This is a genomic window from Burkholderiales bacterium (genome assembly GCA_036262035.1).
GTDB lineage: Bacteria > Pseudomonadota > Gammaproteobacteria > Burkholderiales > SG8-41 > JAQGMV01.
Genome location: DATAJS010000008.1, coordinates 125,537 through 137,763, shown reverse-complemented (window position 1 = coordinate 137,763; position 12,227 = coordinate 125,537). Strand labels below are relative to the sequence as shown.

At 64.9% G+C, this 12,227-nt stretch carries 14 protein-coding genes; 11 read left to right on the top strand and 3 right to left on the bottom strand.

Features of this window, described 5'->3' with window-relative positions; genetic code table 11:
- From VHP37_05945 to ctaD, 7 genes are all read left to right on the top strand, one after another.
- A partial coding sequence (locus VHP37_05945; protein HEX2825867.1) for a formate dehydrogenase occupies positions 1 to 322 on the top strand: 322 nt, incomplete at its 5' end.
- Complete coding sequence (locus VHP37_05940) at positions 319 to 546, top strand: hypothetical protein (GenBank protein ID HEX2825866.1); 228 nt, start codon at positions 319 to 321, stop codon at positions 544 to 546. The genes VHP37_05945 and VHP37_05940, both read left to right, overlap by 4 nt.
- Before the next feature lie 17 nt (positions 547 to 563).
- Positions 564 to 1,667, top strand: coding sequence for a formate dehydrogenase subunit gamma (locus VHP37_05935; protein ID HEX2825865.1), 1,104 nt, complete (start codon positions 564 to 566; stop codon positions 1,665 to 1,667).
- 177 nt (positions 1,668 to 1,844) lie between these two features.
- A complete protein-coding gene (locus VHP37_05930; GenBank protein ID HEX2825864.1) occupies positions 1,845 to 2,291 on the top strand; it encodes a universal stress protein in 447 nt (148 codons plus the stop codon).
- A gap of 4 nt (positions 2,292 to 2,295) precedes the next feature.
- Positions 2,296 to 3,276, top strand: coding sequence for a nitronate monooxygenase (locus VHP37_05925; protein HEX2825863.1), 981 nt, complete (start codon positions 2,296 to 2,298; stop codon positions 3,274 to 3,276).
- A 33-nt stretch (positions 3,277 to 3,309) separates the two neighbouring features.
- Positions 3,310 to 3,816: a DUF2244 domain-containing protein gene (locus VHP37_05920; GenBank protein HEX2825862.1), complete on the top strand. Its 507-nt coding sequence runs from the start codon at positions 3,310 to 3,312 to the stop codon at positions 3,814 to 3,816.
- 77 nt (positions 3,817 to 3,893) lie between these two features.
- A complete protein-coding gene (gene ctaD, locus VHP37_05915) occupies positions 3,894 to 5,414 on the top strand; it encodes a cytochrome c oxidase subunit I (protein ID HEX2825861.1) in 1,521 nt (506 codons plus the stop codon).
- Positions 5,415 to 5,744: 330 nt separating this feature from the next.
- Here the strand turns inward: ctaD and norR are convergent, their stop codons facing one another.
- Positions 5,745 to 7,283 (bottom strand): nitric oxide reductase transcriptional regulator NorR, encoded by a 1,539-nt coding sequence (gene norR, locus VHP37_05910; GenBank protein ID HEX2825860.1) that lies wholly within the window; start codon positions 7,281 to 7,283, stop codon positions 5,745 to 5,747.
- Positions 7,284 to 7,458: 175 nt separating this feature from the next.
- Between norR and VHP37_05905 the strand changes: the two genes are divergently transcribed.
- From VHP37_05905 to VHP37_05890, 4 genes are read left to right on the top strand one after another with little or no spacing between them, the layout of a single operon-like run.
- Complete coding sequence (locus tag VHP37_05905) at positions 7,459 to 8,418, top strand: multicopper oxidase domain-containing protein (protein ID HEX2825859.1); 960 nt, start codon at positions 7,459 to 7,461, stop codon at positions 8,416 to 8,418.
- Positions 8,415 to 9,107: a hypothetical protein gene (locus tag VHP37_05900; GenBank protein HEX2825858.1), complete on the top strand. Its 693-nt coding sequence runs from the start codon at positions 8,415 to 8,417 to the stop codon at positions 9,105 to 9,107. The genes VHP37_05905 and VHP37_05900 overlap by 4 nt, the downstream gene beginning before the upstream one ends.
- Positions 9,104 to 9,451 carry a cytochrome c gene (locus tag VHP37_05895; protein ID HEX2825857.1) on the top strand — a complete coding sequence of 116 codons (348 nt, stop codon included), beginning with the start codon at positions 9,104 to 9,106 and terminating at the stop codon, positions 9,449 to 9,451. The genes VHP37_05900 and VHP37_05895 overlap by 4 nt, the downstream gene beginning before the upstream one ends.
- Positions 9,452 to 9,465: 14 nt before the next feature.
- A complete protein-coding gene (locus tag VHP37_05890) occupies positions 9,466 to 10,521 on the top strand; it encodes a multicopper oxidase domain-containing protein (protein ID HEX2825856.1) in 1,056 nt (351 codons plus the stop codon).
- 27 nt (positions 10,522 to 10,548) lie between these two features.
- Here VHP37_05890 and VHP37_05885 read toward each other — a convergent pair whose 3' ends face one another.
- Both VHP37_05885 and VHP37_05880 read right to left on the bottom strand, forming a co-directional pair.
- Complete coding sequence (locus tag VHP37_05885) at positions 10,549 to 11,043, bottom strand: universal stress protein (GenBank protein ID HEX2825855.1); 495 nt, start codon at positions 11,041 to 11,043, stop codon at positions 10,549 to 10,551.
- A gap of 132 nt (positions 11,044 to 11,175) precedes the next feature.
- Positions 11,176 to 12,222, bottom strand: coding sequence for an NAD(P)-dependent alcohol dehydrogenase (locus VHP37_05880; GenBank protein HEX2825854.1), 1,047 nt, complete (start codon positions 12,220 to 12,222; stop codon positions 11,176 to 11,178).
- Between the last annotated feature and the right edge of the window lie 5 nt (positions 12,223 to 12,227).

Below are 12,227 nucleotides of genomic sequence, written 5' to 3'. Positions count from 1 at the left end.
GCCGCAGTTCCCGCAGGACGGCGCGTTCGGCCTGCGCGGCAAGATGGACAAGTGCACCTTCTGCGCGGGCGGTCCGGAGCAGGACCACAGCGCGGACGAGTTCAGGAAATACGGTCGCAACCGTCTCGCCGAAGGCAAGCTGCCTGCGTGCGCCGAGATGTGCTCGACCAAGGCGCTGCTGGGCGGCGACGGCGACGTCATCGCGGACATCTACCGCCAGCGCGTGTTCACGCGCGGCAAGGGCAGCGAGGTATGGGGCTGGGGCACGGCGTATGGCAAACCCGAGCCGCGTGGCAACCCCGCACCCGGGGCTTCGAAATGATCGGCGCGGCCCGGATTCTGGCGGCAGCGGCGTTGGTCGCCATCTGCGCCGCAGGCTGCGGCGAACGACCCCAGGTGACCGTCTACAAGCAGGGCGAGTACAAGGGCAAGCCGGACAATCTGCCCTGGCAGGGACCGCCGTTCAACGGAAACAAGGTCGAATGGGAAAAAGCGGTCAGCGGCAGGACCAGCAATCAGAACGAGTATTCGCGCATCGCGAATTAACGCCGGAGGGAAGGCCGATGCAGCGCAATGCCGCAGTTGGGTGGATCAGTGTCCTGGCGATGATCTGTCTGGCGCTCGGCCTGAACGCCGGATACGCGGCGGACTTCGGCGCAGCGCCACCAGCGGCAGAGGAGAAGGCGGAGCAAAGCGGGCAGCGCGCGCAAGCCGCCCGGGAACACGCGCAGCCGCTGAACAACGCGCCGTTCTGGCGCGACGTGCGCGAAGGCGAGAAGAACGCGTACCAGACGAGCCAGGTGCGCGGCGTCGAGACGACGATACTCGTGCAGAGCGAGGGCGAAATCTGGCGGGAGCTTCGCAACGGCCCGATCACGGTGTTCGGCGGGTGGCTGCTGGTAGCCGTATTTCTGGCGATCGCGCTGTTCTACTGGTGGCGTGGCAGGATCATGCTGAAGGAGCCACGCACCGGACGCGAGATCCTGCGCTTCAACTCGTGGCAGCGGCTCGTTCACTGGACGACGGCGATCGCGTTCGTGCTCCTCGCGACGTCCGGTATCCTGATGCTTTTCGGACGTTATGCCGTATTGCCGTTGATCGGCTATGGGGCTTTCTCCGCCGTCACCATCGGCGCCAAGAACCTTCATAACTTCGCAGGCCCCCTGTTTGCGGTTTGCACGGTCGTGATGGTTCTCACTTTCGTGCGCGGCAATGGGTTCCGACGGCACGACTGGACATGGCTGCGACGGGTCGGCGACTTCCTGCGGGGCCGTCACGTATCTTCGGGAAGATATAACGCCGGGGAGAAGATCTGGTTCTGGGGAGGCGTGACCTTGCTCGGCATCGTGGTGAGCGTCACCGGCCTGGTGCTCGATTTTCCGAACTTCGGCCAGGGCCGCCAAACGATGCAGATCGCCAACGCAGCGCATGCGATCGCCGCGATCGGTTTCATGGCCATGGCGATCGGCCACATCTATCTCGGGACCGTCGGCCTCGAGGGCTCGTACCACGCGATGCGGCACGGAAGCGTCGATGAAACGTGGGCCAAAGAGCACCACGACATCTGGTACGAGCAGATCGTGGATACACGCTCGCGTTCGCTGCCCGGTCCGGCATCGCACGCCGACACCGCGCTCACTACACGTCTTCGGTCGACCCGGGCATAGACGGCGCCGGCGCCACTCGCGCGCGACGTTGATCGCACCAGGGCGTCGCCTGGCCGGCCGACACGGCCTCGAGGGAACGAAGGAATTGCTGGTATCGCGCAATTCATTTCGTTTTCTCAATCGCGTTCCGAAGATCATTATGACAAAGCAATACCTCTGTTCACGCTCGGAGGACTTATGTTCAAGCACATATTGCTGCCCACGGATGGCTCCGCGTTGTCGGAGAAAGGGGTCAGGGAAACGATCAAGATGGCCAAGGCTCTCGGGGCGCACATCACTGCCGTTCACGTCGTGCAACGCTTTCGGCCGTTGACCGATGAAGTGTACGTGCTGCCCGAAGTGCCGCTGCTGCGCGCGCAGTTCGAACAAGACGTGGAGAGGCACTCGAAGGAAGTGCTCAACCCCGTCAAGCAGGCCGCGCTCAAAGCGGGAGTCGAGTGCGAGACCGTGGTCGCGGCGGCGGACTCGCCATCCGAAGCGATCATCGACCAGGCTAAAAAATCCCGATGCGACCTGATCATGATGGCATCGCACGGCCGCAGGGGAATCCAGCGTCTCCTGCACGGGAGCGAGACAGCCAGGGTTCTCACGCACTCGAAGATCCCGGTTCTCGTTCTGAGGTAACCGCGTGATCACGACGACACTCACACGAATTCTCGGGCTTCTTCATCCCATAGTCCTCGCCCCGATGGGCGGGGTGTCCGGCGGCGATCTCGCTGCCACGGTGTCCAACGCGGGCGGGCTGGGCCTGGTCGGCGGCGGCTATGGCGATCACGCGTGGCTGCACAGAGAGCTCGATCGGGTCAGGGAGCGCACAAAACGGCCCTGGGGCGTGGGATTCATCACGTGGTCGATCGACGCGGAGACGGTAAAGCTCGCGCTCCAATATCGGCCGGCGGCGCTGATGCTGTCATTCGGCGATCCCCGGCCGTACGCCGCGCTCGTGAAAGCATCGGGTTGCAAGCTGATCTGTCAGGTGCAGGACCTCGCCGGCGCGCAGCTGGCGAGAGAGGCCGGCGCGGACATCATCGTCGCGCAAGGCGCAGAGGCCGGAGGCCACGGCTGCTCTCGCGCGACGCTCCCTCTCGTCCCCGCGGTGGTCGATGCCGTAGCTCCGATCCCTGTGGTCGCGGCGGGCGGCATCGCGGATGGGCGCGGTCTGGCGGCGGCCCTCTGCCTCGGGGCGCAAGGGGCCTTGCTCGGGACGCGCTTCTACGCCACGCCGGAAGCGCTCGGCGCGGCCGCCGCGAAGCGGCGCATCGTCGAGGCCGCCGGCGGGCAGACGCAGCGAACCCGCGCGTTCGACATCGTGCGCGGACTGGAATGGCCTTCCATCTATCCCGGACGCGCGCTCTCCAACAAGTTCGTGGAGCGCTGGAGCGGCCGCGAAGCCGATCTCACGCGCGAGCTCGTCACCGAGCGGGAGAGATACGGCGCGGCCGTGCGCGACCGCGATTACGACACGGCGGCCGTATGGGCCGGCGAGGCGGTGGACCTGATCGACGGCCTGGAGGCGGCGGCCACGCTGGTGTGCCGGATCAGCGTTGAAGCCGAATGGCAACTGCGCAGGTCAGCAGGGCTGATCGCGAGCGCCGCCGAGGCGCTCTGAATGCGTTCGTTTCCTGCAGAACGGCTTTCGTCGATGCCGGTCGGGCCGCATTCGATCGGGGTCGTCGCGCAGCCCGCTTCAGGCCCGGAGTACGCGCACACGGCGCATCGTTACAACTCGTGGTCGTCGGCGGGCCGCCGCGCGTTCCTGTGGACCGCCGTGGCTCTGACGATGACCCAGTGCTCGTACGCGCTCGCAGTAGGCGCCTGGCCCATCGCTGTCTTCGCAGGTCTCGAGCTAGGCCTGTTGTACGGCGCGCTCGCTTACGTCGAGACCCACGCCGACGACTGCGAGCTGGTGACGGTGGATGCGGGAACGCTGTCGCTCGAAATCCGCAACGCCGGGCGCACGACCGTAAGGAAATTCAACCGTTATTGGGTCCGCGTGACCTATGACGACGTGGCGCGGGAGGTGACGCTGCGCTCACACGCACAGGAGCTGCGGCTCGGGCGTTACGTGTGCCCGAACGATCGTAAGGCGTGGCACGCAGAGCTCGTCCGGGCGCTGCGGCAACAATCAGAGGCGCATCGCGCAACGTGAACCAGGACATGAATGACATGGATGGTATGTCGGCCGCTACGACGCATCAGGAGCATCACCACCCCGCGCGAGGCCTGATGCGCTGGGTGACTACGACCAATCACAAGGACATCGGCACGATGTACCTGTGGTTCAGCTTCGCGATGTTCATCATCGGCGGGGTGCTCGCGCTCATGCTGCGTGCGGAGCTCTTCAGGCCGGGCCTGCAACTGTGGGAGCCCCATTTCTTCAATCAGCTCACCACGATGCACGGCCTGATCATGATCTTCGGGGCCATCATGCCCGCGTTCGTGGGTTTTGCGAACTGGCAGATTCCGCTCATGATCGGCGCGCCGGACATGGCGTTCGCGCGCATGAATAACTGGAGCTTCTGGCTGCTGCCGCCCGGCGCCATCCTGCTGGTTACCTCGTTCTTCGTTCCGGGCGGCGCTGCCGCCGCGGGCTGGACGGTCTACGCGCCGCTCTCGACCCAGATGGGCCCGGGAATGGACCTCGCCATCTTCGCGATTCACATCATGGGCGCGTCTTCGATCATGGGCGCGATCAACATCGCCACGACGATCCTCAACATGCGCGCGCCCGGCATGACGCTGATGAAGATGCCGATGTTCGTGTGGACGTGGCTGATCACGTCCTATCTCCTGGTCGCGGTCATGCCGGTGCTCGCCGGCGCCGTCACGATGCTGCTCACCGATCGTCACTTCGGCACGAACTTCTTCAACGCGGCGGGCGGCGGGGATCCCGTCATGTACCAGCACATCTTCTGGTTCTTCGGACATCCGGAGGTGTACATCATGGTCATGCCGGCGTTCGGCATCGTGTCCCAGATCGTCCCCGCATTCGCCCGGAAGCCGCTGTTCGGCTACTCGTCCATGGTGTATGCGGTGGCGGCGATCGCCGTGCTGTCATTCCTCGTCTGGGCGCACCACATGTTCACCGCCGGCATGGGCCCCGCCGGTCTCCTGTTCTTCATGTACGCGACGATGCTGATCGCCGTGCCGACGGGCGTAAAGGTGTTCAACTGGATCGCGACGATGTGGAAGGGCTCGATGACCTTCGAGACGCCGATGCTGTTCGCGCTCGGCTTCATCTTCGTGTTTTCGATGGGGGGCTTCACCGGGCTCGTTCTTGCAATCGTTCCGATCGACGTCCAGGTGCAGGATACGTATTACGTCGTCGCACACTTTCACTACGTGCTGGTCGCCGGCTCGCTTTTCGCAATCTTCGGCGGCGTGTATTACTGGCTGCCGAAGTGGACCGGCCACATGTACCACGAGAAGCTCGGCCAGTGGCACTTCTGGCTATCGATGGTGTTCTTCAACGTTGCATTCTTTCCCATGCATTTCTCGGGTCTGGCCGGCATGCCGCGCCGCATCCCGGACTACTCGCTGCAGTTCGCCGACTTCAACATGGTGTCGACGGTCGGGGCGTTCGGCTTCGGACTCTCGCAACTCATCTTCCTGTGGACCGTGGTGAAGTGCATGCGGGGCGGCGCCAAAGCGCCGGGCCGGGCCTGGGAAGGCGCGGAAGGCCTCGAGTGGACGGTGCCGTCGCCGGCGCCGTATCACACGTTCGAGAAGCCGCCGGTCGTCAATTGAACGTGATCGCCTGCGGATCGTTTACCGAAAAGGAGTTCTGTCATGCGTAGCATCTGGAAGAGCACCGGAGCGTTCGGTGCGGGATTGGCCGGTGCGGTGGTCTGTAGCGTCCTGGTGTTCGTTCCGTCGGGGCCTGTGGGAGTCGGGCTCGTCGCGAGTGGCGCGCTGCTGTTCGGCCTGTGCTTGCGCTGCACGCAGCGCAGAGCCCGGCAGTCGCTGCTGTATGCAGCAGATACTTGGCCGGATCGCGCTCGCAGGGTTCCACGGCGCCGCTGAAAGGGCCCCGCGCAACGGGCTGCAGGACCTTCTTCGCCCGGCGCGCCGCTGTCCTTACCGGCGGGTTCCCGGCTCGTCCAGCCCCAGCTTCTTGAGCAGCCGGTGGAAATTTCCGCGATCGATGTGAAGAGATCGGGCCGCGGCCGCGCGATTGCCGCCATGGGCGCGCAGGCGCTCCTCGATCAGCGTGCGACGGTAGAGGTCGAGGGCTTCGGTCAGCGAGAGTGAGTCGGCGACATCGGCGGGCTCCGCCACCGTCGTTCGCGGCGGCGCCACGCGGCCGTCCGCATCGAGGTGCCGGCTCGTCAATTCGATGACACGATCGCGCGAGCCGGCCGTGCTGAGCGCCCGGATCATCGCGCGCGAGAGCGTATGTTCGAGCTCTCTCACGTTGCCGGGCCAATCGTAGGCGACGAGCCACTCGCGTGCGGCACGGCTCAGATGAGCGCCGCGCAGACCGAGCCGGCGCTGATTTCTCTCGATGAAATAACCCGCGAGCAGGAGCACGTCCTCGCCTCGATCGCGCAGCGGCGGGACCGTCAGCGGATAAACGCTCAGACGGTGGTAGAGATCGATCCGGAACCGGCCGGCCGCCACTTCCTGCTTCAGATCGCGGTTCGTCGCCGCGATCACGCGCACGTCGACACGGTGCTGACGATCGCTGCCGATGCGCTGGATCTCGCCGTTTTGAAGCGCGCGCAACAGCTTGGCCTGGACCACCGCCGGCAGCTCGCCGACCTCGTCGAGGAACAGGGTGCCTTCGTGTGCGAGCTCGAATTTCCCCGCGCGATCTTCGGTTGCACCGGAGAACGCCCCGCGCACGTGGCCGAAGAGCTCGCTCTCCGCGATCGACTCGGGTAATGCGGCGCAGTTCACGTGCACCATCGGCTCGGCGGCACGCGCGGAATGGCGATGAATCAGACGCGCCACGAGCTCCTTGCCGACGCCGGTCTCGCCGAGGATGAGCACGGGCAGGTCGGAGGGCGCTACCGTTTCGGCCTCGCGCGTCATGCATCGGACGGGTTCGCTCCTTCCGATCACCTCGTCCCGCTCGCTGTCGTGCGAGCTCGATTGCTGTATGCGGTGGTGCCGCTCGAGCCGCGCTTCCAGGTGCTGTATCCAGTCGGCGGCGCGAACGGTCGCTGCGGCCAGGGCGACAAAAGCGCGAAAGACGTCCAGCTCGATTTCGTCGAACGTCGACGGCGTCAGCGCGTCCAGCGTCACCGCGCCCCACGGCCGCCCATCCACGTAAAGCGCGGCTCCCATGCAGTCGTGAACCGCCAGGTGCTCGTGCACGTTGTCGACGAGCCCGTCGTACGGATCGGGTAACGCGGAGTCGGACGGGAATCGTATCGGCTGGCGGCTATGGAGGATTTGCGCAAGCCGCGGATGCTCCTTGATCACGAACCTCCGGCCGAGCGTATCGCTGCTCAGACCTTCCACCGCACGCGGCACGAGCAGCTCGCCGTCCAGCTCCAGCAGGGCGATCGCGTCGCACGGAAAGCTCCGGCGAAACGCGTCGAGCAGCCGTGTGTAACGCACCTCCGGTTGCAACACTTTCGACAGATCGCCCACGACGCCGGCGAGGTTCACGAATGCTTCCGATGTTGTCATTTGCATAGCGGCGTCGTCGTCAAGACAACGGCGAGGCGGTTGTCGTGCGGACACGCATCAAGATCAAGTCCTTGATTGTACAGGCAGTGGCATCTGGCACTGAACTTGTTAATAGGTGGCGAAGACTTTCATGGACGAAGAAGGAGAAAACCCGATGACTCGCCTGTTCCCTGCGGCGCTCCTGCTGGCGACGGTACTCGGCGCCTCGACCGCCGTTGCGGCCACGGTAAAGGTGGATATTCCGGTGCGCGAGCTCGACCTCGTCATCGACAACGCCGGCAACAAGCATCCGATGTGGACTTACGGCGGCACGATCCCGGGTCCTCTCGTTCGCGTGCGCGAAGGCGACGTCGTCGACTTCACGCTCATCAACGAAAAATCGAACCGCCAGAGCCACTCGATGGATTTTCACGCGGCGCGTGCAGACGTGCTCGGCGAATTCGCTACGGTCAAACCGGGAGAGACCCAGAAATTCACGTTCAAGGCGGAATACCCGGGCGTCTTCATCTATCACTGTGGCGCCGACTCCATGTCGGAGCACATATCGCGAGGCATGTACGGGGTCATCATCGTCGATCCGAAAGCAGGCTACACCGCGGATTACCCGAAGCCCGATCGCGAGTACGTGCTCGTCCACGGCGACCTGTTCGAGACCGGCGCCTCGGCGCACGACATCACGGACGGCAAGCGCTGGCAGGGCGTGCTGGTGAACGGAAAGGTATTTCACTACGACCCGGTGCACGACAGCAACGCGAGCATCGCGCTCGAATCCCGGCCCGGAGAACGGGTGCGGATCTACTTCGTGAACGCGATGATCAACGAATCGGCCGCGTTCCATCCCATCGCGGGGATCTGGGACCGGGTCTGGGACAACGGCAATCCCAAGAACGTCGCCTACGGCATGCAGACGGTCCACGTGCCGCCGGCGCACGGGATGGTTCTCGACCTGGTCAGTCCCGCCGATCGCGCCACCAACAACGCGCTGGTCGATCACCGCATGAAGCACGCCCACAAGGGAGGAATCACCGTGCTCATGAACCACAAGGACGCGGATCCGACCAAGGGGCACGGCGACAAGCTGATCCTTCGTACGTCGGAGAAGGGGGCGCAATGAAACACTTCACGCTCGCTTGTGCCGCTGCAACGCTCGCCTTCGCCGTTTCCCCCGCGGCCCGGGGTGACGTCGGTGCAGACGTGCAGCAACAGTGCGGCGGCTGTCACGCCCTCGCGGCGCCCGATCCCGCCGCCGGCGCGGCGGAGCGCGCGCAGCGCAAGGCTCCGCCGCTGCATTTCGCCGGCAACAAATTCCGCCGTGACTGGCTGGTGGCCTGGCTGCAGGCTCCGACCACTCTGCGGCCCGCCGGCGTCTTCCCCGCGGCGCTGGCCAAGCGCGGGCCGAAAGGCGACGTCGTCGACGCCGCGTCGCTGCCGAAGCATCCGGCGATACCGGCCGCGCAGGCCGGCGCCGTCGCCGACCATCTCATGACGTTGCGGCCTTTCGACAAGCTCATACAGTCGGAGAAATACGAGCCCGGGACGATCGCTGCACGCATGGGCCAGATGAACTTCGGCAAGTTCAAGGGCTGTGACGGCTGCCACAGGGACGCCCCCGACCGGGGCGGGGTCTCCGGCCCCGAGCTGTATACCGCGTGGCAGCGCCTGCAGCCTGCGTTCATCAGCTCGTATATCGCCGATCCGGTCGCATGGGATCCGCACACGATGATGCCCAAAGGCGATGCGAACGCGGCGGCGGTGCACAAGCTCGCCGATTACCTGAAAGTCATAGGGGAGAAGCAGCCATGACAAGACTCCTGCTCATCACGGCATTCGCCGGTCTGAGTGTCGTCGCACATGCGGCGGACGACGCGCGGGGGAAGGAGCTCTACACCGTCTACTGCACGCAATGTCACGGAACGCAGGGCGACGGAAAAGGCGTGAATGCCGCCTTCATGTCGGTGCAGCCGCGAGATCACACCGATACCAAGGAGATGTCGGCGCGCACCGACGAGGAATTGATCAAGGTCATTCAGCAGGGCGGCAAAGCGATCAACAAGTCGGTGCTGATGCCCGCCTGGGGCGGCAACCTCAAAGACGACGATATCCGCGCATTGGTCGCGCACCTGCGCGTCCTATGCTGCAGTAAATAAGGCGAAAACGCAACATGATCCGTGTATTGGTCGGACTGGTCACTCTGCTGGGCATCGCATTCGGCGCGCACGCCGAGCTGCGTCGATTCGAATTGACGATCGAGGAGGTCGACCTGCAAGTCGCGCCCAATCTCGTCGCCAAGGTGTGGGCCTTCAACGGCCAGGTGCCGGGCCCGCTCATCCATCTGAAAGAGGGCGACCAGGTCGAAGCGGTCGTGCAGAACAACACGACCATGAGCCACACCGTGCATTGGCACGGCGTATACCAGACGAACAGCTGGCGGTCCGACGGCGTGCCCGACGTGACCCAGAAGGCGATCGAGCCGGGCGACAGTTATACCTACCGTTTCATTGCCGACAAGCCGGGCAGCCTCTGGTACCACTGCCACGTCAACGTGGCGGAGCACATCGCGCTGCGCGGCATGTGGGGCCCGCTCGTCATCGATCCGAAGACGCCGACCGCGCTGGAGAAGCAGGTCACGAAAGACGCGGTGCTGATGTTCTCGAGCTGGAATTCCGCGGTGGCAGGGGAGTATGGAAAAGGCGGCCTGCCGGGTGAAGTCATGGACTACTTCTCGATCAACGGCAAATCGTTCCCCGACAACCAGCCGCTGCGGGTGAAAAAAGGCGACGTGCTGCGCCTGAGGATCTTTGCGCCCACGATGCCGGTGGCCTTCCATCTGCACGGGCACGACGCGCTGCTCACGCACAAGGACGGGCTGCCGCTCGCCAATCCGCACCCGATCGACGTGCTCGCGATGCAGCCGGGTGAGCGTTACGACCTCATCGTCAGGATGAACAACCCGGGCATCTGGATGACGCACGATCATATCGAGCATCACACGACCAATGCCGGCAAGGATCACGGCGGGGCGATGCTGGTCGTGGAATACGAAGGTGTGAAACCGGACGACTGGTACATGTGGAAGAACGTCGCGTACGACCCGGATTTCTACATGAGCGAATCGCTGAAAAAACCGCACGGTATCCACGACAACCCGGCGTTCAAGGGTTTCGACCCGGCTAAACCGCCGCCGCGGAAGCCGAGCGCCATGAAGCATAAACATTGAAGGCGCGCCCGGCCACGTGCCCGAGCGTCAGTCGGCTCGCTCGGAGACCAGCGCGGGCACGGCCGGCACCACGAGCGCGTCGCACGGCAGCTCGCGCAGGATGCTGCTCGCGGTGCCGCCGATCACCATCTCGGCGATCGGATGCCTGCCGCGTGCGCCGAGAACCACGAGATCGATGCCGCGCGCATGGACCAGCTCCTCGAGGAGCGCGGCAGGATTGCCGTGCTCGATCCACGTCTGAAGCGGCGGTACCGAAACCGCGCCGGCCCTGAAGCGCCGGAGGAAAGCCTCGCTGTCCTCTTCGGCCATGGCGCGAAACTGGCGCGCGATGGCGACGTCGTGGCCCACTGCGACGTGCGGGTGCTCGTATGCGTGGAAACGGCTCAGCGGGCTTGCCGGGAAGAACGCCGCGGCGGTCAACAGCGCCCCGAAAGCGGCGTTCGAGAAGTCGGTGGCGACGACGATGTTGCGGCAGGCGCGGCGTGGGCGGCTGCGCACGACCAGCACGGGTTGCGCAACCATACGCAGCAGGCGATCCACCCGAGATCGGCCGTCAACTGGCGTTGTGCGACTTCGACCGGGTCGGGCGGACGCCGCCACGACATGCGCTTCTCGCGCTCACAGGTGCGTCGTTCATCGTGAGTTTATGTCCCCTCAGGGTGTGATAGCGACCTTCACCACGCCGTCGCGCTGGTTCGCAAACAGATCGTAAGCTTCTTCGATCTGGTCCAGCTTGAAACGATGCGTGACCAGCCCCCCGAGATCGACACGGTCCGAATCGATCACGTTCATCAGGCGGCGCATGCGCTCCTTGCCGCCGGGACACAGGGTGGTGATCACCTTGTGATCCCCGAGACCCGCCGCGAATGCGTCGAGCGGAAGCTCGAGCTTCCCCGAGTAGACACCGAGGCTCGACAGCACGCCCGCGGGTTTCAGGACGCGCAAGCAGCTTTCGAAGGTCTGCTGCGTCCCGAGCGCCTCGATCGCGACGTCGACGCCGCGCCCGCCCGTCAGTCGCATGATTTCCGGCACGACGTCGGTTTTCCGGTAATCGAGGACGACATCGGCGCCCATGCGCTTCGCCATCGCGAGGCGCTCCGGCAGCGTGTCCACGGCAACGATCAGGGTGGCGCCGCGAAGCTTGGCGCCCGCCGTCGCACAGAGACCGATCGGACCCTGCGCGAACACGGCTACCGCATCGCCGATACGCACTGAGCCGCTCTCCGCCCCGCTGAAACCTGTGCTCATGATGTCCGGACACATGAGCACCTGCTCGTCGGTGAGCCCGTCCGGTATGGGCGCAAGGTTCGCGTCGGCATTGGGCACGAGCACATACTCCGCCTGACAGCCGTCGATGGTGTTGCCGAAGCGCCAGCCGCCCATGAGCTTGCCGCCGCAGTGCGAGTGCTGTCCGTCGAGGCACGTATTGCATTGGCCGCACGGCGTGATCGCGCCGGCTATTGCGCGCTGGCCCGGCGTATAGCCGACGACGGCCGATCCTACGGCCTCGATCACCCCCACGGGCTCGTGGCCGATCGTCAGGCCGGGCGCGACGGGATATTCACCTTTCAGTATATGCACGTCCGTACCACAGATCGTGGTCGTCGTGATCCGAAGAAGCGCGTCGGTCGGGCCGACGCGCGGTATCGGCTTCTCGCGCAGCACGATGCGGCCTGGGCGCTCGAATACGGCAGCCTTCATGGTGG